The 21,564-nt window shown below is 68.4% G+C and carries 16 protein-coding genes and 1 pseudogene; 7 read left to right on the top strand and 10 right to left on the bottom strand.

The window, feature by feature from the left end; genetic code table 11:
- Window positions 1–150: 150 nt before the first annotated feature.
- Window positions 151–378, bottom strand: a complete 228-nt coding sequence (locus tag ACZ6SQ_RS36545; protein WP_469570017.1) for a hypothetical protein — start codon at window positions 376–378, stop codon at window positions 151–153.
- A 544-nt stretch (window positions 379–922) separates the two neighbouring features.
- On the opposite strand from ACZ6SQ_RS36545, the gene ACZ6SQ_RS36540 reads away from it, so the two are divergent.
- Together ACZ6SQ_RS36540 and ACZ6SQ_RS36535 are read left to right on the top strand one after the other, a co-directional pair.
- A complete protein-coding gene (locus tag ACZ6SQ_RS36540; RefSeq protein ID WP_469570015.1) occupies window positions 923–1,372 on the top strand; it encodes an SCO4402 family protein in 450 nt (149 codons plus the stop codon).
- 830 nt (window positions 1,373–2,202) lie between these two features.
- Window positions 2,203–3,408, top strand: coding sequence for a hypothetical protein (locus tag ACZ6SQ_RS36535; protein WP_469570013.1), 1,206 nt, complete (start codon window positions 2,203–2,205; stop codon window positions 3,406–3,408).
- A 699-nt stretch (window positions 3,409–4,107) separates the two neighbouring features.
- Here ACZ6SQ_RS36535 and ACZ6SQ_RS36530 read toward each other — a convergent pair.
- From ACZ6SQ_RS36530 to ACZ6SQ_RS36515, 4 genes are all read right to left on the bottom strand, one after another.
- Window positions 4,108–4,854 (bottom strand): class I SAM-dependent methyltransferase, encoded by a 747-nt coding sequence (locus tag ACZ6SQ_RS36530; protein WP_469570011.1) that lies wholly within the window; start codon window positions 4,852–4,854, stop codon window positions 4,108–4,110.
- Window positions 4,851–5,549 carry a hypothetical protein gene (locus ACZ6SQ_RS36525; protein WP_469570009.1) on the bottom strand — a complete coding sequence of 233 codons (699 nt, stop codon included), beginning with the start codon at window positions 5,547–5,549 and terminating at the stop codon, window positions 4,851–4,853. Before ACZ6SQ_RS36525 ends, ACZ6SQ_RS36530 begins: the two co-directional genes overlap by 4 nt.
- Window positions 5,550–6,090: 541 nt before the next feature.
- Complete coding sequence (locus tag ACZ6SQ_RS36520; RefSeq protein ID WP_469570005.1) at window positions 6,091–8,385, bottom strand: nSTAND3 domain-containing NTPase; 2,295 nt, start codon at window positions 8,383–8,385, stop codon at window positions 6,091–6,093.
- Window positions 8,385–8,906 carry an RNA polymerase sigma factor gene (locus ACZ6SQ_RS36515; protein ID WP_469570002.1) on the bottom strand — a complete coding sequence of 174 codons (522 nt, stop codon included), beginning with the start codon at window positions 8,904–8,906 and terminating at the stop codon, window positions 8,385–8,387. The genes ACZ6SQ_RS36520 and ACZ6SQ_RS36515 overlap by 1 nt, the downstream gene beginning before the upstream one ends.
- Window positions 8,907–9,170: 264 nt before the next feature.
- On the opposite strand from ACZ6SQ_RS36515, the gene ACZ6SQ_RS36510 reads away from it, so the two are divergent.
- From ACZ6SQ_RS36510 to ACZ6SQ_RS36500, 3 genes are all read left to right on the top strand, one after another.
- Window positions 9,171–9,344: a hypothetical protein gene (locus tag ACZ6SQ_RS36510; protein WP_469570000.1), complete on the top strand. Its 174-nt coding sequence runs from the start codon at window positions 9,171–9,173 to the stop codon at window positions 9,342–9,344.
- Window positions 9,345–10,093: 749 nt separating this feature from the next.
- Complete coding sequence (locus ACZ6SQ_RS36505) at window positions 10,094–12,817, top strand: hypothetical protein (RefSeq protein ID WP_469569998.1); 2,724 nt, start codon at window positions 10,094–10,096, stop codon at window positions 12,815–12,817.
- Complete coding sequence (locus ACZ6SQ_RS36500; protein WP_469569995.1) at window positions 12,814–14,313, top strand: patatin-like phospholipase family protein; 1,500 nt, start codon at window positions 12,814–12,816, stop codon at window positions 14,311–14,313. The genes ACZ6SQ_RS36505 and ACZ6SQ_RS36500 overlap by 4 nt, the downstream gene beginning before the upstream one ends.
- A 348-nt stretch (window positions 14,314–14,661) precedes the next feature.
- Here ACZ6SQ_RS36500 and ACZ6SQ_RS36495 read toward each other — a convergent pair whose 3' ends face one another.
- The 5 genes and pseudogenes from ACZ6SQ_RS36495 to ACZ6SQ_RS36475 all read right to left on the bottom strand — a co-directional run bounded on the left by ACZ6SQ_RS36495 (window position 14,662) and on the right by ACZ6SQ_RS36475 (window position 19,790).
- Window positions 14,662–14,880 carry a hypothetical protein gene (locus ACZ6SQ_RS36495; protein ID WP_469569992.1) on the bottom strand — a complete coding sequence of 73 codons (219 nt, stop codon included), beginning with the start codon at window positions 14,878–14,880 and terminating at the stop codon, window positions 14,662–14,664.
- Window positions 14,881–15,236: 356 nt separating this feature from the next.
- Window positions 15,237–15,965, bottom strand: a pseudogene (locus tag ACZ6SQ_RS36490) (transposase); the annotation flags it as partial.
- Between the two features lie 126 nt (window positions 15,966–16,091).
- Window positions 16,092–17,294: a WD40 repeat domain-containing protein gene (locus tag ACZ6SQ_RS36485; RefSeq protein ID WP_469569990.1), complete on the bottom strand. Its 1,203-nt coding sequence runs from the start codon at window positions 17,292–17,294 to the stop codon at window positions 16,092–16,094.
- Window positions 17,295–17,400: 106 nt separating this feature from the next.
- Window positions 17,401–19,611, bottom strand: a complete 2,211-nt coding sequence (locus tag ACZ6SQ_RS36480; RefSeq protein WP_469569988.1) for an ATP/GTP-binding protein — start codon at window positions 19,609–19,611, stop codon at window positions 17,401–17,403.
- Window positions 19,608–19,790 carry a hypothetical protein gene (locus tag ACZ6SQ_RS36475; RefSeq protein WP_469569986.1) on the bottom strand — a complete coding sequence of 61 codons (183 nt, stop codon included), beginning with the start codon at window positions 19,788–19,790 and terminating at the stop codon, window positions 19,608–19,610. The genes ACZ6SQ_RS36480 and ACZ6SQ_RS36475 overlap by 4 nt, the downstream gene beginning before the upstream one ends.
- A gap of 132 nt (window positions 19,791–19,922) precedes the next feature.
- Here ACZ6SQ_RS36475 and ACZ6SQ_RS36470 point away from each other — a divergent pair, with 132 nt between their 5' ends.
- Window positions 19,923–20,591, top strand: coding sequence for a class I SAM-dependent methyltransferase (locus ACZ6SQ_RS36470; protein ID WP_469569984.1), 669 nt, complete (start codon window positions 19,923–19,925; stop codon window positions 20,589–20,591).
- A 184-nt stretch (window positions 20,592–20,775) separates the two neighbouring features.
- The gene (locus tag ACZ6SQ_RS36465; RefSeq protein WP_469569982.1) at window positions 20,776–21,282 is read left to right on the top strand and encodes an NUDIX domain-containing protein; all 507 of its coding nucleotides are present in this window, start codon (window positions 20,776–20,778) and stop codon (window positions 21,280–21,282) included.
- The last annotated feature ends 282 nt before the right edge of the window (window positions 21,283–21,564 follow it).

Below are 21,564 nucleotides of genomic sequence, written 5' to 3'. Positions count from 1 at the left end.
TGGCGTCCGCCGCCGGGCGGGTCCGTTCGCCCCAATCATCCCCACCCCCCACACACCCTGCTGCGGCGAGCAGGACGAGCCCGGAGTCAGGGCCCCGGGCCCTGGCCGCCGCGGGTCGGGGGTGGTTGAGGTCGGTGGTGTCGGCGCTGGTCATGCCGTCTCCCTGGGGCGGGGCCAGACGGTGATGACGTCGCCGTCGAGGGTGACGCGCCGGCGGGTGAACTGTTCGCGTACGAGGTTGAGGTCGTCGAGGTCGAAGTCGCCGCAGGCGTGCAGGACCCAGGCGTCGCCGATACGGCTCACGTCGAGGGTGGCTGCGGGCCAGCGGTAGGGTAAGCAGTCTTCGTCGGTGCGAACGCTGATTACGGTGTTGTTCACCTGGCATCCCTGAAGCTCGCGTGTTTGCAAGGGAGATGGGGGTCGCATCTACTTCACGGCGGCAATCTAAAGCTTCGCGTGAGCAAAGTTCAAGGGTTTTTGGATGAAGCTGGCATCTTTTCGGTGGCCTGCCCGCCCAAGGCGGTGACGGGCTGCCGGGGGCAGGCGGCATCGGGCTGCCGGCGTATGGGCATCCGTCCGGAACGGGCAGCAGCCGCCGTGCCCTCGTGACCAGGCGGGCATCCGTTCACAAGGGACGCACCCGGCTGCGGGCCACCGCGACGGGCTCCGTCCTCTCAGGGGGACAGTCCGGGACCGGCCTGACGGCTGACCGCACGGGCCGCCTCGGGCAACGGCTGCCCGTCGCCGTGCCGGTGCGGCCCAGGACTTGGGACTCGGCGTCAGCAGGCGTACCCCTCGGCCGGTCCCCGTCCTCTGCAAGGAACTGCTGGTGGCGGATCTCGCATTCGGCTGCGGCCGCAGTTGCGTGAACAGCGCACTGGGCAGCGGGTGGTTTCCCTTGCCCGGTCGGTAGGCTCACGTCATGACGGATCACGGCATCGAGTTCCCGGTCTTCCGACTTCACGTCGTGCCGGCGGTTCTCGCCCTCGCGAGTCCGTCGTGGCAGCGCGATGTCTGGCTGCGGCCGGAGGAGTTCGAGGACCTGGACTACGTGGTCACTGTGCTGTTCGACGACTTCTGCAACGCAGACGATCCCGCGCCGTGGCTGGGCAAGAGCCTGCGGACCGAGGGGGAAGTCGCGCTCATGAAGGAGCTGGGCGAGGTCTACACGACCGTGCAGGAAGCGGTAGGCCGTGGTGCCCCGGACGAGGTCTATCTGGACGTCCCGGCCTGGGGCAACGTGGTCGCAGTCGCCGGCAGGCTGGCTCAGGTGATGGTCACCAACGACCTTCAGGCTGCGGCTCTCCTGCATGGACAGCTCAACCTCCCTCACCGTCACAGGCTCACTGAAGGGGCACCGTCGGCTGAGTGAGGATGCGAGTGCGGACAAAACGCGGCCGCGCCCGTACCGTCAACCGGCTGCGGGCCAAGCTGCTCGGGTACTGCCCGCCGTGGAACGTGCCTTCGGCTGCAAGACCTCCGCGGAGGCCCTGGTCCTGCTGGCAGTGCCTGACCCCGGCGGCCCTTCGGCGCGTCGGGAAGAACCAGCTGGCGGCCTGGTTGAAGAACCGCCTTCGGCCGGGTCGGCATCGGGGACTGTCGATCCGGGGCGACGTGGCGTCGGGGCATCTGCCCGGTCGGGCTCGCGCCTCTGCCCAGCCTCGCCAGGGGAGATGACCGCGATGACTGTCTTGCCCACCGCCTGTCCCACCTCATCCCGTTTCACGTTCCAGGGCAGGCGGCCGCCGTAGTGCTGCACCCGCGACAGTCCGCGGTCTTTCGGGTGAACAGGGGAGGTGGCGGTGTCGAAGTCACAGAAGGCCGGGGTCGGCGTCCTCGGCCTCGATTCACAGTTCTTCCGTCTCACCGTCAGCCGCAGGCGGAGAGGCTGGGGGATCTGCCAGCTGAGCTGCAGCCGAGCAAGCAGGCGGATACTCGCCAGCGGACACCGGTGGTGACCGTGGCTGACCCTTGCATCTGGCACGGTTGTGGCGCGAACCCCAGCCGGCGACAGTCAGCCGCGACGGCGGGTGCGCTGGCCGAGGCGCTCCGGTGGCTCGCTGCACCCCCACCATACGAGTGTGGATACGTTCATTTACCACCTTCGTGCGTTGTCAGCTTACTTGTCACATGTCGATGTCCGAGCAAGAGCCCCGCTCCGGTGTGACGCGCTACGTGTTACGACGCTCAGGAGGCACCGGGGTGCGGTACGCCATCATGCTCTCTGTCACTTTCTACGCCCTTTTCAATGGGTTCGCCGCCGTCGGGCTGGTGTTCGACGGCGGGCTTCACTGGAGGATGGCGCTCTGGTCTCTCGCCTGGTTCGCCGTCGCCGCGTTCGGGCTGGCCGTGACTGGGCCGGTCGGGCGGACCTTCGCGATGCGTATCCAACCCGTTCTGGGCTTGCCGACGGACCTCCCGACCATGACGTTCGTCCTGTACCTGCGCTCCTTCGGGATCGACCGGGAACTCGGTGATCCGAGGAGGGCGTTGGGCGCGAGATTCTGGCTGCCGAACGGGGAAATCCTGGGCTATAACGTCGCCAACGCCGCGGCCGCCGAAGAAGAGAAGTTCGCTCGATTCTTCCGCCGCTTCGGCAAATTGTTCACGATCGGCCACCCCGGTGACAAATATCCGCCACTTGGTATTGATCGGTCCTACCTCAAAACGGATGAATGGAAATCCGAGGTGAGCGAACTGATCCGACGTGCACGCCTGGTTCTCCTCGTGGCCGGAACTTCGCATGAAAAGGAATCCGCAGAAGGCACGCTATGGGAGTTCATGGAAGCCGTGAAGACCCTGCCGCCGTCCCGTCTGCTCCTTCTGGTGTGCACGGGACCGGACGCGTACCACCGGTTCCGCGACGCCGCCGCGGAATATTTTGCCGAGCGGGGCGAGGAGTCGCGCCGGGAAGGTGCTGCGTCGTCGCGTATGCCGGCACTGCCGCACTATCCGCCCCTGCGGTCGCCGCGGCTGCGGAGAGGGCCACAGCCGCTGCGCGGGGTGATCAGGTTCGCCGACGACTGGACCCCGGAGTTCGTGCTGTTCGACCCGACCGTCGAGAACGGCTGGACTGCTCAACGCAGATGGCGCGCCACGGTCAGCGCGCAGGTGGACCCACTCCTGGAGCAGTTGGAGGAACGGCTGCCGGGCCGCGCCGTGCAGCCTGACACCTTTCGCCGCGGATTCGTAACGGCTCTGGCCGCGATGGCCGCTTCGACGATCACGGTGCCGATCTACGTCATGAGACATGATCCGGTCACCGTGCGCGGCGCGGTCCTCGCCCTTGTGGTGCTGTTCGCTGTGGGATTCATCCGGACATTCGTGTCGCTGGAGCGAAACAGAGTCGCGCACGATGTCAGGGTCTTGATGAATCCCGAGGAGCAGAAAACGTACCCTGGCAGGTGAAACACCAGCGGGCGGACAGCCCCCACTCCCGCCGGTGTCGCCCAGGAAGTCTTCGCGCTGCTGGTCACCTATCAGGTCCTGCGACTGGCGATGGCGGACGCCACCGCCACCCGACCCGGGACCGACCGGGCCAGCTTCTCCATCGCTCTGAACACCGCCCGCGATCTGGTCGTCCAAGCCGCAGGCGTGTTCAGCGGCGCCGTGATCGACCTCGTCGGCACCATTGGCCGACGCATTCTGGCCGCCCTCATACCCGACCGCCGCATCCGCACCCGTCCACGCGTCGTAGCGCGAACCGTGGACTCTGGACGGAAGCCTCTGCATAGACGTCGACGAAGATCGACATCTCCGGGCGGATCGATGGCACCGCAGAACTTCACCAACTGTTCGCGCTGCTGCTTGAGCGCGGAGGTGTTGCGGTTGACGACTACTCCGCCCACCCCTGGACTCTGCAGGAAATTGAGTCCGGGACCGTGATCGACGGCCTACGCTTCTTTGACTTCCGCACCTACCGCGCACTCCACGGCAAGCGCTGAGACGGCAGGCTCGGTCATCACTGCGCCAGACCCTTCTACCTGCTTATTCGCAGGTCGGCGCGTGATTTGTGTTCCGTCGGTGTCCGTGGTTGTGCGGGGGAACCCGTCGCTGTTGCCGCCAGGAGCCGGGTGGCGGTGCTGGTGCCTTTTCTCGCGCCGCCGGTCACCGCGGAGTTTGTCGGGCCACCGTGTATGCGGTGGGGCCGGTAAGCCCTGCACCTGTGCCGTCGAGCATGTCCAGGACCTCGAAGCCGGCGCCCTCCGCGCAGCGTTCGAGCTCCTGGGGGAACAGGACGCGTCTGCGGATCTCGTCTCGGGCCTCCTCGCCCGTGGGGAGCGTCCACTGCCGGTGCAGGGCGTTGATCTGAGTGCGCAGGTCCCAGGTGTGGCGGAGGGTGACGGTCGCGGATCCCGTCGGGGTGTCGACCGTGACGGTGGTCGGCTCGGTCCGGGTGATCGGGGCGACGGGGGAGCACAGCACGAGCAGCGCTCCTGGCCGGGCGTGGGCGGCGAACGTGGTGAAGACCTGGCTGATCGACTCGTTGTCGTGCACGTAGGCGAGGCTGTTGCCCATGCAGGTCACCACGTCCATGCGGCTGCCGAGTCGCGCGGTGCGCATGTCGCCCGTGCGGATGTCCAGCCCGGGCCGGGTCCGGCGGGCGTAGTCGACCATGCCGGGCTGGAGGTCCACGCCGGTGCACTCGAAGCGCTTCGCGAGGATCTCCAGGTCGCGGCCGGTACCGCATCCGAAGTCGATCAGGGTCCGGGCGTCCGGCCGGTGCAGCTCGATCAGGGTCTGGCACATTTGTGCGCTCGTGCTGTCGGACTGGACCGCGTCGTAGAGTGCCGGGTCGCGGTACAGGAGGTTGGTGGCTTCCACGTGCTCGGCTTCCGTCTCGGGGCTGGTCATCTGAGGCTTCGCAGTCCGACCTCCAGGGCGAGCACATCGCACAGCAGGTCGGGGACGACCGGCGCGGAGTCGGCGTGCGTCCGCGCCTTGGCGAGAGCGTTGCCGTCAACGTAGCCGAGGTCCACCAGGATGGACTCCTTCAGCATGCCGTCCAGGACCGGCAGGCCGTAGGAACGTAAACCCTTCTCCAGGACGGCCAGGAAGTTCTCCGGTTCGGCCGACGCGGCCACCCAGTCGGGCAGCCCGGTCCGCCGGATCCGCTCGCGGAACAACGCCTTGCCGCGCTTGTGCTCATGTGGCAGCTGCTCCATGAACCGCACGATCCGCGGGTGCGCGAGCGGGCTCACCGGCCAGATCCCGGCCCGCAGGAATCCGGGGTTGTGCATCCCGAACGCCATCAGGGTCGGTACGGGCAGCACGGGGATGGGGGCCAGCTGCTCGTTGACTTCGGCGAGCGCTCGGACTGCTGTGCCGCCGAGCCACGGCACAGGTTGGGACGTTGGCAGTCTGGCCTGCGTCCGGCAGTGGCAGGCGTTGATCCCGTCCCTGCCGCTGCCCGTGAGCATGATCTCGCACTGCCGGGCGGCTGCCTGCTCGCGCACGACATCGAACCCCTCCTGGTAGAAGGCTCCCGCCGGATCGTGCGGCTTGCGCAGGGCGCGTACGCCTCCGGGGCAGAAGGGCGGGTGCTGCATGGCGGGAGTGGCCGTGTCCCGGAAGCCGCAGTGCTCCACAAGGGCCCGACGCCGCTCGCGCTGCTGTGGATGGCGGCAACCAGGTCGGCGAGATGTCGGCCGGCCGCGGAGTCGGGTGCGGGGCGCTGATCGTGGCGGGTGCCGCTTGGGGGCGGGCGCCGCCGAAGACGCCGTCCGGCACGTCCTCGGCGAGCAAGCGCATCGATGGACACGGTCACGAGCGGTCCTCCTTTGCTGTCGATGGACTGTGCAGCGTGGTGCGCGTCGCGGCATGCGGGAGCGCGAGCCCGGTCTTGCGACAACCGTCGTCGGGCAGGGGGAGGCGGCCGCGACGGCAGCTCGCGGGGTTCGGCATCGACACGCTCCCGCACTTGTGCGGATCGTCCCTTCCTGTGGTCAGCCCGGCGCGGCCTGCGCGTCCGGGGGGCTTCTCGGGCGAGGCTGCCTGTCAGCGTGCGGGCTGTTGCCTCCGAGGCCGGGTTCCGTGCTGCGGATCGCGCACTGTGATCGTCAGCAGCGGCGCTATGGGGGGCTTTACCGGTCAGTCCCGCGTGGTGAGGGCGGCGTGGAGTGTGGTGTCGATCAGGGCATCGGTGGCGTCGTCGGGACGCGTGAGGGCTGGTGACAGTGAGAGCCCCAGCCGCAGGCGTTCGCGCGGAGGCAGGGCTGATCCTAGGGAGCGGCCCAGTTGCTGGGCGGTGTGCTGCGGCTGGTGGGTGAGGGCGGGCAGGTCACGCAAGGTGGCTTCCAGGATCTGCAGTCCCTGGTGCCGTCGGGGCTGGTGCTGGAGCAGCTCTGCCCAGAGCTCGCCGAGCGTGTCTGCGTTCCGGGGATCTTGGGCCGCCAGCACGGCGCAGAGCAGGCGGCCGGTTGTTGCGTCGCGGGTCTGCAGCACGGTCAGTGCGGCGTCGAGGTGGCGTTCTTTATGCCGCGTGGTGTGCTGGCGGTGCCGGTTCATGACCTGGTGGGCGAGCGGCCGGAGCACCGCACCGGCGTCATGGCCGTTTTCCCTGAGGGCTGCGGCGAGTGCGGCGAGTGCAGCCGTCGCCTTCTCGGCCTGCTGCGAGCGGTCGAGCATGCGCAGCAGGGTGCTGACGGCGTCCGTCGGGAAACGCACGCCGAGCGGCCCGCTGAACGACGCCGCGGTTGTCGCGTGCAGTTGAGGTTCGGGTGCGTCGGCCCAGTCCCGGACAAGGGACAGGGCTTTCGCGGCGAGTTGGTCGTCGAGGGACATGCAGTGGACTGCCAGGACGGCCGTGGACTGGCCGCCGGGGCCTGCGGAACCTGCCGCCCAGGGGGTGAGGTAGTTCTCGGCGACCTCGTCGGAGGCGAGCCGGGCGAGCAGGGCGAGCCCGGAGGCGATGGACAACTGCATCAGTCGCGGCCGGGTCTGGCCGGCCAAGAGCGTCAGCCATTCCCGCACGCTGTGCCAGTACGCCGTCGAGCCTCTGGCCCACAGCTCCTCCATCACCCGCTGCCGGTAGTGCGGGTGCGGGAAGACGAGTGGGAAATGGTCGGGTGCGCCGCCCGTTCGCGGTGCGAGCAGCGTGTTCAAGGACGAGGGGGGCAGGCCGTCGGCGTCGTGCTGGAGGGCCTTGGCCGATTCGTCGCGTGTGGCCGGTGCAGAGAGGGTGGCGGCCATGCTTTCCTCCAGGCGCTTCATGCAGGTCACGAAGTCCTGGTGGCTCAGACCGGTGGTAAAGGCCAGCGTGGTGACCTCGATCCACTCGTGCGCAGAGCGCGTCTTGTCGAACCAGTCGCGCACAGGCTGGGCTTGGGCGGCTGTGTGCTCCTGCCAGACCTCTTCAGGGTCTGCGCCGTACGCGATCCGGTCGGCCGCTGCGGCGATCTGTGCGATCCGGCATCCGGCGGGCATGCACGAGACAGCCCTTTCGACGGTGTCTTCGACGCAGCCTGCTCCCAGGAGGCGAACGCGCAGGACGGTCGTCAAGTCGGGGAGCTGCCAGGGCAGGTGGCGTACGGATCGCAGGGTTTCACTGCCTGGCTGATCCGCGGCGGTGACCACGAGGTAGGCGCCGCGGTCGCGCACCGTGTCGCTGACCCGACGCCAGGCGTACTCTGCGGTTGAGGCCGAGTCCTCCTGCCTGTAGTCGCTGAGCAGATAGCCGACGCCGTGCTGGAACGCCAGGCGCCCGTCAGCCAGCTCTTCCAAGCTGCTGTCGGGGGAGAGCTCAATGCATTCCCTACGCTCCGTGACCGTGTTGAGCAGGGCCACGGCTGCCGACCGTTTGCCCGTGCCTGCCGGCCCGGTGAGTACTACTACATGGTCCTGCCGGAGGGCTTGTGCGGCGTCCTCGAAGCAGTCGGGCTGAACGTACCGCGCCAGGAGAGTGTCCACCGCATGGGAATCCAGGGGGCCGACCGTGCGGCCGACGGGCTCGGCTTTGACGATGCCGAGGGTAGCTCCGGAAGCGTCAAAAGGGCCGTACAGGTACGGGATGATGGGGTCATCGTCAGGGAACTCAAACGGAAACGTGGCCATGTGGCCAGTGTGCGCGGGGAGTGCGCGCAGGACTTCCTGCCCGTCTTCCGGGCCCTCGCATTCCGAGGCACTCCTGCTTCGGGCGTGCAGGAACCGGCTGCTGTCGCTGAGTTCTTCGATGTCTCGCGGTAGTGGTGGAACAGCCACTGTGTCCAGGGCCCTGATGCGTTCCAAGAGTTCTTCATCCGCCATGAGCTCGTCCATGCCGGCAGAAGGTTCCTCGTCCTCGGCCAGATGAAGGATCCGCCAGTAATGCAGCATGGTTCCGGTGATCTCTCCGCCGCCGATCGCACGAGGCCGGCTGACTTCGAAGCCTTCGTTGACGATGGGCATCAGCGGATCTCCCTGTCCTTCTCCACCAGCGCATCCAGCTTCTTCTTCGCCCGGCACAGCCGGACTCTCACCGCCCCGGGGGAGACGTTGAGTTTGGTGGCCTGATCCTCCTTGCTGTACCCGTACGCATCCATGAGGATCAGTAACTGATCGTCCGCGGGCAACTGAGCGATCAGCTCATACAATCGCGCCAGTTCTACGCAGCCTTCCGGCCTGCTCGCAGCCGATTCCGGGAGAACCGAGATCTCCCCCGACGGGTCGCAGAGCGCTTCCCTGCCCTGCTGCTTCCGCTTGCGCCAGTAGTCAAGGAACCGTTTGCAGACCCGGTCCCAGAGGTACCCATGCGGATCTCTGATGTTGCACCATTGCCGAGCGGTCTCCGCATATGCGATCGATAGAATATCCTCCGCGTCATGCTGTGAGATCTGCCCCTTCTTGATCAGACGGCGCAGAGTTCTCCCGTAGGAAGCTCGATAGAATGCGGCGAACTCATCGGGCCTCTCAGGTGCTTCATCGCTCACCGCTCCCTGACTCCGTCATCTGCTGCTCGGTCCGGCTGCACGGAGACTACGCGGGCGTGCAGGAGGAGCCCGTACAGACCCGCTCGTAGGGACAGGACGCACGGCACCCGCCGGTTGTTACAGGGCTCGACGCCGAATTTGCGTGCCACGACTACAGGCACATGCGCCCGTGCTCCGGTGGCGTAACGCACCGACCGCGATCTTCGTCTGTCTCTGAGTCCGCACGAAGCGGTGCCGTACGCAGAGCCGTTGGAGGCCATCGCCATGTCCACACTCGCACTGCTCGTCGTTCTTCTCCTGGTAGTGGTCTGCCTCATGGGCTTCGCCGGCCTGGCACTTCTGGTGCACCGCCACCCGTCCTGGGCCGAGCCTGTGGTGGTGGCCTTCGCGGGCGTGACGCTGCTCTGCGCGGCCGCGAGTGTGATCGTCGCCCGGTGACCTGCTCTGGAGCACCTGTGTCATGTTCGGGCCGTGCCGGGCCCAGCGTGCTGGTCGCTTTGACCAGGGCGAGCGGATGGAGTGTTCGGGGCGGCCGCGGGACGCGTTCAGAGTTCGGTCCATGATGGCGGCGCCGAGGGGGACGTGTGGGCGAGTGCCGCGGCGTGGGGGTGTTCGCGGTCATGGCCTGCAGGTCGTGGATGCGGTAGTTGAGGGTGTGGCGGGTGGCGCCTGTGAGGATGAAGAGGATGCGTGGGTAGACGGGGTAGCGGCGCAGCAATGCCGGCCGGGTTGTTGGGGTTGGTAGGTGTGCAGGCGGGCGTAGTCGAGGAGTTTGGTGGCGAGGCGCTCCCTGCTCATGGCGACGGGCTGCGATCAGTGGCGGTCGTCGTGGTGGCGGACGTCATGCGCGAACCCGGCCCATCCGGATCCCGATAACGCAACCTGGACTGCGACCGTCGGTGAAATTCTCGGGCACTCCACTCCCAGGTGTCCAAGGACTTCATTCGCGCTGCACCAGCTCCGGCACTTCATGGTCGCAGGATGAAATGGTGGATCAATAAGGGGGCACGCGAGATCCGTGCGGTGCGTGTGTAGTCGAGTGGTGATGCATTGTCCTGACCGATTGCTGCGAGCATCGCGGTTGTGCGCTACGCTTCCACGGGCGTCGATGGGGAGGCACAAACAATTTTGCTTGTGGTCGCACTCTACTGTTTCTATTTCTTCGGTCGACAGAATCCGGGGGAGTCATGGGGGAAATCATCCGGTTCCGGGTGTTGAGGAATCCCACGGAAGGCTGCGGTTCCTCTCCGCGTGTGCCGGTGCCTGATCCACGCAGGAATTCAGAATTTCTTGCATCTCTTCTGCGTGTGGCCGGACCGGACGTCCCGCGCGAGGACGGATACAGCGCTAGTCTTGATGCCGTCGTGACAGAGGCTCGGAGGGCCGGTGGTTTCGATCCTTACGGAGACCGCACGGTCAGGGCCGCCCGTGTGATCTCCGAGCTGGCGAAATGGCTGGCATGCCATCTTGCCGCCTCGCCGGCCGAGGCCAGGAGATGGCTGGTCGGTGTGCTCGCCGAGCACGATTTCGACGAGGTGTCGCCACGGAGCGTTTTCAGTCAGATTGTATCGGTCGGTGACTGGGCGGCTCTTTTGGCGTTGCTCGAGGACCGGGTGCTGTTCAGGCTGGCCGGGACGAGCGTGAAGGCGTTGCAGAGCGGCACCGTGGTGGTTTCGGCGGACGATGCAGCCGCCCTCGGTACGGCATTGGCGGAGCTGCGTGTGGCCGTCCTTGTGGGCGCCCTCCACGCCGGCGCGCACGCGCGCACCCGCTCGGAGCTCGACGACTGGCTGACGTGTCCCGTGAGCCTGCCCAGCCCTCCGTTCCCGCTCCTGCCGCGCGCGAAGACCGCGGGACCGCCGGTCATCGCGGACCTGCACGTGGTCCGGGACGAGTGGTCCCGTTACGTCGCCGGCGAGCTGGCCTTCATCGAGAACGTCATGCCCGGCGAGGAGCGGGAGCGAGCGACACGCACCACGAACCGCACCGAGACAGTCGCGGAGACGGAGACTGTGGATGTCTCACGGTCGCGTGAGGAGACGTACGAGTCCGAGCGGACGACCGAGGCGGACGAGACCAGCCGGCAGACCTCTTTGGAAATCGGGCTGCAGTTCAACAACGACCTGTCGGTGAAGTACGGCACGGTGGAGAACAACACGCAGATCGGCGCATCGTTGGCGTTCTCTCGCACGGATGCCCGGAGGCGGGCTGTCGAAATAGCGCGGGAATCGGGACGGCGAGCCATTGAGGAAACCGAGCGCCGCATACGTCGCCTTCGCAGGGAGACCAGAGAGACCACGGTCAGGGAACTCGATGCCCATCGTCTCAACAATGCAACGGACGAACCCGTCCGAGGTGTCTATCGCTGGGTCGAAAAGGTTCAGAGGTATCAGATTTTCACCTATCCGCACCGACTTCAGCTCGAGTTCTTCCTCCCGCAGCCCGGGAAGTTTCTGCGGGGACTGATCGACGAGCGGACTATGACCTCTCAGACGGTCCCGGTCCCGGATCCTCTCCATCTCACGCACGACGGAACGCCCCAAGGGAACCCGGTTTCCCCGCGCACCATCGACCGCGACAACTATCTGCAGATCGGTGCCGCGCTCGGAATTGCCGATCTTCCCGTCCCGCCGGACAGGGAACTCATCGTCACGGAATCTCTCTCCATAAGCAGCGGCAACCGCGACGACGACACGGACAACTGGGAACTGCTTCCCTTCCCCCCGGTCGCTTCGGGCACGAAGGACATTCAGGTCCCGGAAGGGTACGTAGCGGTGTCCTGGAGCGCCTCGGCAGCGGCTGCCCCTGAGCTGGCAAAGTGGCGGGACTTCACCGATAACAGCGACGACGGCGTCGAGGAAAAGATCGGCTATCACTCGATCGTCGCGGCCGTCACCGTCGGAGCGAGTAACGTGCTGATCCGCAACCGGGTGATGCTGAGACGAACGAAGCCTCTGCCGGACGTCCAGTCGTTCAACACGGTGCACGTGGGCGCCGCGGACTACCGCGACCGCTGGCTGGCCGAGAACGCCTTCTGGCGCGACGAATCGGGCAATCCGGCATCCCACACCGCCTTCGCCGAACCGCTGATCGGCAAGCTGAGCTTTGGGGCGACTCTTGGGGGCTCCTACAACGGCACAGTCTCCGTCACATTGCGCTGTGTCCCCGCTCAGCAGGCGATAGAGAGCTGGGCGATGGAGGTGTACGGCACACTCCGCGGGGCCGTCGCAGCACGGAAGGCGCAGATCGAGGCCGCGACCTCGGCGAACATCAGCGAGAACGGCGAAGTGATCCGCCGCTCGATATCCCCCACGGTTCGCAAGTCCTTGATTCGTACGGAACTGAAACGCCAAGTGATCGAGTGCCTGCTGGCCCAGCACTTCAGCGGCTTCGACGACGCCCCGACAGGACCCGACACGCAGGGTGTCAGCCGCCCGCTCCATCAGTTCGACCAGGCGGTCGGTCATGCTGTGCTCATCCAGTTCTTCGAGCAGTCGTTCGAGTGGGACAACCTGATGCACGTCCTGTATCCGACCTACTGGGCCCCCTCGAAGGACTGGAAGCGGGTCGTGGAATTCCAGTCCACGGATCTGGAACTCACGGAGTTCCTGGAATCGGGCGGCGCACGGGTGCTCGCACCGGCGCGTCCCGGATTCGAGTCAGCTGTCTACACGTTTCTCGAACTCGGGCTGATCGTCCCCGGGGGTGTGGTGCTATGCGGGGACCGGACTCCCTCGCTGTCTGTGGCCCAGGAGATCATGTCGCTCACCAGGCCGCCACAGGACGGGGTGCCGGGCGAGTCCTGGGAGGCCGTCGTCCCGACATCGCTGCTCTGGCTCGACACCGAACTGACCCTGCTGATCAGGAACACCGAGGCGCAGCTCGACCCGCCGGCAGGGCTCAAGCGGTGAGCGGCGACAGCACGTCGTACGCAGAACAGTACTTAACCGGGTCGTATGATCCGCCGATCTCGCACACTCAGGTGCGCCGGTTGGCGATCGAAGGCGGCGGGGGAAAGGGGAACGCGTATCTGGGTGCCCTCTACGCGCTCGACCAGCTTGACATCCTGGGCCAGTTGAAGACCGTCGCGGGTTCCTCCGCCGGGGCCATCACCGCCCTGGCTCTCGCCCTGGGCATGCGCCCCTGCGATGTGTACGCCTTCATGTCGTCGACGAACTTCGCACGCTTCTTCGACGAGCAATCGGACGCGATCCCCACACCCGCGAGGCCATATGACCGTCCGCCGCCCCCGCAGCGGGCCGGCCGACTGGTGACCCAAGCCTCCTGGGAACAGGCGATGTTCCCCGTAACCTGGGCCGGCCGCATCCTCGACGCGCTGCGCAGAGCCCTGAGAGGGGCGGGGACGACCATACTGTCGACCGTCCTCGCAGCTTTCTATCGCGTGGAAGATGCGGCTTACGCGCTCGCCACCCTCGGAATCGGCCCGATGGGGCCGCTGCGGTCTATCGGCGTCCCGGCAAGGTTTCCGTCCACGACAGCGACACCGGCCAGTACGCCTCCGCCGCAGCGTCCACTGAAGACCCAGGTGATCGAGCAACTGCTCGGCTCGATGCCCGAATACCTGACCTCGCTGTCACTCGACATGGGAATCTTCTCCGGGGAGGCCGCGCGCGACTGCCTCGCCCAGCTCATCACTGAGCGGGTGGGCCGGAACACGGATCTCATGACCGGCTCCTCGCGAGCCGGTACGGCGGTCGACGGCCGCACCCTGACCTTCGCTCAGCTGGACACCTTCTGCACCGCCAGAAAGTACCCCTTGCTGCGGGTCACCGGATCCGAATTGTGCTCGCTGCGCACCGTGGTCTTCTCCGGTGACACCACGCCGAACTTCCCGGTGGCCGATGCCGTGAGAATCTCCATGGGGCTGCCGTTCGTCTACAAGCCCTACTCGATCAGGTCCACGGGGCAGGGTCTCCCTCCGTGCGGCGTTTACGTCGACGGGGGCGTATTCAGTAACCTTCCCCTCCTTGCGTACTCGGACACGGAGGCGGCGGAGACCCTCGGGCTGCGACTGGAGATCGAGGCGCCCACGCGCATCGATGGCTTCCTAGGATTCCTGGGACAGCTGGCCAAGGCATCGGTGCTCGCCGGTGAATCCTCCGTGACGAGCGCCCGGGCCGCCCGGAGCATCCGCCTCGACACCGAGCCGATCGGTCTGTTCGACTTCAGCACGGACCAGGCGACACTGAAAACGGTGTCCGTCCGGGCTCACCTGACGACGATGCTCTTCTTCAGCCAGCACCACCGCTTCGCTCCCGTGGACCTGCGGACGGGCGAGGCTCTGCCGGAGACGCTCGCGAAGGAAGCCACTCGCGCGGCGTGGGACGATCTGAACGAATCCGTGAAACGGCGCAACTCCGCATCCGGATGTGTTTTCGGCGAGTAGTGCACACGGATTCCCGGGGGCGAGCAGCTCATTCGCGGGACTGTTCGCCTCAACTCCGTTGGCCGTTGTGCAATCAGGAGCATCGGGAGAGCAGCGGGTGTATGGCGTGTTCAAAGGTGTGTGCCAGCCGCCCGCCGGGCGCACTCGCGCCCTCCGCGGACCCCTGACCTGCACAGCGGATCCGTGCCCCGCCCGCCCTCCGCGAGACCCTCGCACGTGCGGGGTTCGCACGAGACCCCGCGACGACGACCGGGTCGTCCCCGCGCATATGCGGGAGCAACTCTCCGTGGTGGCGGGCAGGTGAAGCGCTGCAGCACGGGCTGCTCACGACGCATGGCGGACGGCGGGTCATTTCGTCGGCCCCAAGGTCTGCCGGTAGCGGTGGTTGACGCCGTAGCCGCGTTCCCGGTCGACGGCATGGATGGCGGCGGCGAGGTCGGTGAGGTGTCGTCCCGCTGCAGGGTCGGGTGTGGGGCGCATTTTGCGGCGGGTGTTGCGGGGCCGGGCGCCGCCGAAGGTGCCGTCGGGCACGCCTTCGGCGATCAACTGGTCGGCGAACTTCTTCACGGGCGGTCTCCGTTGCCGGCGATGCACTGTGTCGTGTCGTGTGCGTCGCGGCGTGAGAGGTCGGATGCCGGTCTTCAACCGGCTGCTGCGCGTCAGGCGGCAGGGGCCGTCGGGTGGCTGGCCGCACTGTGGCGGTGCGTGGTCCGCTCGGGCAGGCGGAGCTGTTCGCGGCGGGGTGCTTTGTTGTTTCTGCCGCGCGGAGCTGGGCTTTGGCGGGTGTGAGTTCGGCGGCCCCACCGGTGCTGCACGGGGCTGTTCTCCGCGCCTGCGGGGGAGGACGGACCCGGCCCGTACGGAAGCGTCATCCGCAGGACACGCTGCCGCCTGCTCCCGCGGGGGTGCCCCTATGGGTTTGGTCAAGCTGATGGGGCGGGTTGGGGTTCGTAGAAGGTGCCGTCGCGGAGCATCGCGAAGAGCACGTCGGTTCGTCGTCTGGCGAGGCGGAGGAGGGCTTGGGTGTGGTGCTTGCCCTGGCTGATCTTCTTGTCGTAGTAGGTGCGGGAGGCGGGGTCGGCCAGGGCTGCGAACGCGGAGAGGAAGAAGGCCCGTTTGAGCTGCTTGTTTCCGCGCCGGGACGGTTGTTCGCCGCGGATCGAGGAGCCCGAGCTGCGGGTTGCTGGGGCGAGGCCGGCGTAGGCGGCGAGGTGGGCGGCGGACGGGAAGCCGGACCCGTCGCCGACGTCGATGAGGATGCGTGCTCCGGTCCTGACGCCGATCCCCGGCATGGACGTCAGGACCTTGGAAAGAGGGTGTGCCTCCAGCAGTTCCTCGATCCTCGAAGCGAGGAGTTTCCGCTGTTCAAGCACCGCTTGGAGCGAGGTGGCGAGGCTGGGAACGATCAGCGATGCCGCGTCCGTGCCCGGGACGACGACCGTCTGTTCGTCCAGCGCGGTGAAGATGTCCTCGACCAGGCGCTCGGCCATGCGCGGTGCCTTCGGACGTATCAATGTGATCAGTCGGCGTCGTCCGGCCTTGCGGATCTGCGCCGGGGAACCGAACTGGTCGAGGAGTTTGAGCACGGCCGGATGCTGCACTCTCGGCCCCAGGACCCGCTCCAGCGACGGATGGATCTGCGTGAGCAGGCCCCCAGCTCAACAATCGAGCACGGGCCTGGATGTGGGGCAGACCCGCACCGCTCACCCGCCGGCTTCGCTGCCGGTACACGTGCACTGTTTGAGGAATCCAGCTCTAGAAGGGATGCCACCGGATGATCACTGCAGTTCGAAGCAAGCCAGGCCGTCGCCTGCGAGCAGGAGCAGGGCGCGGCCTGCAGGGGAGGCATGGGCGGGGATCGTGGTCAGGCTCGCCACGTGGCCTCCGAGAGGGATACGTAGGACTGCCTCCCAGGTCTCCAGATCCCAGAGGACGAGGGTCTTGTCTGTGTCCGCTGAGGCGAGGTAGCGCGGCTCGCCGCCGATCTCGACCAGCGCCACGTCGGTGACCGCACCGGTGTGTTCTCTCAGGCTGTCGAGGAAGGCGGGCTCGATCGGGTCCCAGAGCCGGATGATGTGATCGGCGCCCGCGGAGATGAGGTTGAGGCTGTCGTCCGGCCAGCGCAGGGGAAGGATCCTCCTGGCGGGGTGAGTCTGCCGCGCGAGGTCGTGGAGGTGGGTGCCGGCGATGGGGTCGTAGACGCTGATGGTCTCGTTGCGCTCGTAGGAGGCCGCGAGGAGCGTGCGGCCGTCCGGGGCGGAGAAGGGCGCGAGCTCGTAGATCAACTCGTTCCCGCCGTCGATCCTCTGGAGCACGGCGAAGGTTTCGGGATCCCAGATGAGGATGTTGCCGTCGGATGCGGAGGCCAGGAGTTGGCGTCCGTCCTCGCCGGGCAGGACAGCCAGCGCTGTGACCATCATCTCGTGTCCGGTGAAGGTATCGCGCTGGGTCATGGTGGCCGGGTCCCAGATACGGACGAGTTCGTCGTCTTCGCCGGCGGTCGCCAGCAGGGTCTCGCCTTCGGACGAGCGGAATGCCGCGCAATCCCAGATTCCGGATGTTCCGGGGTCCTGCCAGGAGGTGGTCACCTCGCCCGTCACCGGATCCCAGATCCTGATCGTGTTGTCGTCACCCGTCGTGCAGACGCGGACGGTGCCGTCGTGGGCGGTGAACGGGGTGCAGGTCCTGATCAGCCAGGGCTGCTCTGCGTCCGGCGGGATCTGCGGGGCCGAGGTGTCGCGTATCGTCACCGAGTCCCAGCCGCCGATGACGAGGCGGGCACCGTCATCGCGGGGAAGCCGGGTGAGCGCCTGGGCGCCCCCCGGATCGCCGACGATGAGGCCGTCCATGGCGACCGTGTCCAAGTTCCAGAGCGCTATGGCCCAGATGCCGTCGTGGGCTGCGGCCAGAACCAGGGCGCCGTCGGGCCGGGAGAGGAACAGGAGCGCCGCCGGGGTCCTCCAGGGCCAGCGCAGGGTCAACCGGTGGGTGTCCGAGACCGGGCCGGCCGAGCTGGTTGTGACGGCGAGGAGCGGACGGCCCTGCCCGTCGTCGAAGGCGACGATGAACCGGACCTCCGATGCCCGGTCACCGCGTGCGGGTGGCCGTCCGGATCGGCGAAGACGGCGAGGGCCGCCGCCTTCCCGTACCTGTGTTGTGAGCGTCTGCTGGGAAGGATCCGGAGGCGGGAGGCCGTGACCGGGTCCCAGATCTCGACGGAACCGTCGGTGCCGCTGACCGCGAGCGGGCGGCGCGTAGCAGGTCCCGTGCGAGCAGGGGGGTGAGGAGGCGGTCGGTGGGCCCGTTGCCGCCGGGGCAGATCCACACGATCATGCGGGTGTCCATGGCGGTGCGGATGTCGTAGACGCCGTCGCCCTGGCCGAGGAAGGCGCGGGTGACGGGGTTCGCTGCGAGCCGGGCGAGGGGGTTGAGGACGACGGCGTACGCGTCCGGGGCCAGGGTCGGGAACACCGTCTGCCACCACGCCCGGGTCTCCGCATCGAGCCGGCCGGCGACGGCGGTCAGTGCGGCATGCCGGAAGCCGGGGTCGGTGAGCAGGGCGCGGATGTGGAAGAGGGTGGCCTGGTCTTCGGGCCTTCCGGCCCGGCAGGCGGTCTGGTTGACGGCGGCCAGGACGGTGAGGGCGGCGGTGAGGAGGGTCAGCGCGCGGGGTGCGGAGGCGTCGTCCCAGGCCAGCGCGGAGGCGAACGCGTCGGCGGCGGCTTCGACGGCCTCGTGCGGCTGCTGGCCGTAGTGCAGGCCGAGCGGGTTCCACGAACTCACCCGCGGCCGGGACCCGAGGGCGTTCAGATCGACCAGCGCGATGCGGTCCATCAACTGCTCGTGGGCGAGGAAGGGGGCGGCCCGCGGCCAGGAGTCGCGGTGCGGGTCGACGAACACGAGCCCGCCCCCCGCGTGGGCCCAGCCGATCGCCTGGGCGAGGGCGCGTTCGGTTTTCCCGCCGCCGGCCTTGCCGACCCCGACCTCGAACAGCGTCTCGGCGGCGTAGGTGGCGACGGGGCGGCGGCGGCCGTCCGGGCCGTGGTGGATGCCCTGCAGCAGGAGATCGGGGTCGCCGAAGGTGAAGGTGGGCAGGTCGGCGGCCAGGACCGGCAGCCGACAGTGCACGGTCGGCGGCTTCAGCAGCCCGGTCAGCTCTTCCAGCCGCGTCCAGTTGGGGCGCGGCGGCCGGCAGTGGCCGTAGTGCCAGCGGCGTTCGAAGCCGCGGCGGGTGGGCCAGCGGTCCGCACCCAGCCGCCACGGCCCCGCCCGCCACCCCCGCATCGCCCACCTGGACCGGCCCCCGAACACATCCAGCCCGGCCTGGATCTGCGCCAGCCGCGCCTCGGCGCGGCCTTCCGTGTTCGACGCGCACATCACCAGCAGCTGCACCCGCACCAGATGATCGTCCTCGGCGAGCTTGCCCAACGCCTCCCCGGCATCCACCCGACGCGGCACCGGCGGCATCACCAGCCTGCGCCCCCCACCCGCACCGGCCCTCCGGTCGGACAGCAGTTGCTGCAGCTGCCACGTCAGGGAGTCCTCGACGCGTCCCGCGTCCTGCCGCACCCACGACGCCGCCCGCCGCGCCTCGCGTTGTTCGCGCCGCCGTGCCGCAGCCATCAGCTGCATCCTTCGGGCCCGCAGCACCCATTTCGGGGCACGCTGGACGGCCAGGCGGATCTCGGCGAGGTCCCCGAGCTCGGCCCGCAGGTCTGCCACGGCGTCGACGAGCGGCTGCAGCGGATCCGGGACGAGGGGGACGTCGCGCAGCGGGGCGGTGGGTTTGCCGCGCAGCACGAACTCCGCCCGAACCGTGTGGATGCGCGGCGCATCGGTGATCCGCCCGGCCCTGGTCACGGCGACGTCGGGCCCGAACGGCGTGACCGACAACAGGCGTTCACCGCCGGCCGGGCCCTCGATCCGATACCGCAGCGCACGCGTCCCGTCCGCCCGCAGCCGCACCTGCACACACTTCGCCCGCCGGGGCACCCACCACGGCATCGACGTCGACGCCCGCGCCAGCTGCACACCCCGCCGGAAGATCTCCTCCAGGCCGGGATCGAAATGCCGCGACGCCACCAGCTCCAACGCCATCCGCTGCGCCGACGCCCGCGCCGCCAGACGGCGCACCACCAGCTCCCCGGCCGCCCAGGCGACGCCGATGGCCAGGGCGAGGAGGTACCAGTGGCCGTAGAGCCAGTCGACCGCATCCACCAGCCCGACGACGAGGCCGATGACATCGGGGACACCGAGCGCCTGGCTTGTCGGATGCGGGGCTGTTGCCGTGGCGTTCACGCTGCTGCTCCCTTCGTCATCGTGCGGGCGAAAGAGACGCCGGTGAGGTGGCCGTTGCTGTGGGTGCCGCCGCGGTCGGGGCCCGCCCACATCGGACGCGTCACCGCCCCGCGGTCCCTGGTCCCACGGCGCGAGATGCCGTCCTGGACCCGGACGCGGGTGGCGAACGCGGGTGCCATCGGCCGGTCCCGGCCCGCGACTCGAAGGCGGGGTACGTGCTGGTCGCCCGGTCTGCGGGTCGCAGACCCTGGACCGCGGCGTCGTTCTAGGCTGGCGTTGGAGCCGGTCGGGATCAGAGGTGGGCGGGCAGCATGTCGCGGGACGGGCAGGGGGATCTGGCTGCGGCGCAGCGTGCGCACTGGCAGTACACCTATGGTGAGCATCCCGGCATGTACGGGGCTGAGCCGTCGGAGGCGGCGGTCCACGCTGCCGGAGTGTTCCGGGCGGCCGGTGCCCGCGAGGTGCTGGAACTGGGCGCCGGGCACGGCCGTGACGCGCTGTACTTCGCCCGTGAGGGCTTGTTGGTGACGGCCGCCGACTTCAGCCCGGTGGGGCTGGAGCAGCTGCGCGCAGCCGCGGCCGGCCAGGGGATGGCGGGGCGGGTGACCACGGTGGTCCACGATGTGCGTGAACCGTTTCCTGTCGCGGATGCCTCGGTGGACGGCGTGTTCGCGCACATGCTGCTGTGCATGGCCCTGTCCACCGCAGAACTCCACGCCCTGGTCGGCGAGGTCCGGCGCGTGCTGCGCCCGGGCGGCGTCTTCGTCTACACCGTCCGTCACACGGGGGACGCGCACTACGGGGCCGGCACCGGTCACGGGGACGGCATCTGGGAGCACGGCGGCTTCGCCGTGCACTACTTCTCCCGGCCGCTGGTCGATGCCCTGGCCGACGGCTGGCGCCTGGAGGAGGTGCATCCCTTCGAGGAGGGCGGCCTGCCCCGCAGGCTGTGGCGCATCACCCAGCGCCTGCCGCAGTGACCGGGGCGTTGCAGGCGGCGTGTAGTCCCATCCCGTGACCGAGGGACCGTCGTGAGGGCCGGGCAGAGCCCGTTCGGGACTCGCCGTGCCCCAGGCTGCCAGGGCGGAGCCGGTCCTGGTAGTGCCGGGCCGGGCGCGTTCGCGGCAGGCGGTACTGACAGTGGTGTCTGCCATCGTGAGTCCTATGGGTGAGTTGGTGGACCGGGTGGACGAACGTGATGTGGTGCTGGGTGTGGTGGACCGGGAGGAGGCGGTCCGCAGCCGGTGGCTGCACCGGATTGCGACGGTGGTCTGCCGCGATGGTGAGGGCCGGTTCCTCGTCCACCGCCGCCCTGCTGGTATGAGGCGTTTCCCGGGGCAGGTGAACTGGATGCTCGGGGGAGCGGCGGGTGTGGGCGAGTCGTACGAAGAGGCCGCCGCACGGGAGTTGGCGGAGGAGCTGGGCGTGACAGTCCGGCCGCGTTTCGTGTTCAAGTTCCTGTGCGACGGGGTGATCAGCCCGTACTGGCTCGCCGTCCACGAGGCCGTCATCACGCAAGCCCTGCGGCCCGACCCGGAGGAGATCGCCTGGCACGCCTGGCTGACAGAGCCCGAACTGGCGGATATGGCCGGGCGGCCGGACTTCGTCGCGGACGCCCGCGAGGCCTTCGCCCGCTACCGCGCCCTCCCCGCCCACCCCGGCGCGAGCTGAGCCACGGACGCGGCGCGCCCGACCGCGACCGCGCCCTGGCGGTCCGGCACCGGGCTACTGCAAGCCAGTGGTCGTGGCGACGTCGCCACGGTGGGCCGGCCGGAGGGCGTGGCGGTTGCGGCGGGCGGACCGGTGTCGCGTGCGGCCTGCGATGTCGCCAGAGCTTGCGGCTGTGGGCCGCTCGGCATGTCCAGCAAGGGGTCCCGGTGACGGTCAGCAGCCGTGTGGCGAGCACCAGAGCACGCAGCGGGCGTTGTCCATGGGCGATGTATGTAGGTGTGG

The organism is Streptomyces sp. NPDC048600, from assembly GCF_055587025.1.
The sequence above is the reverse complement of the archived record's forward strand: the minus strand, read 5'-3'. Positions and strand labels throughout refer to the sequence as shown.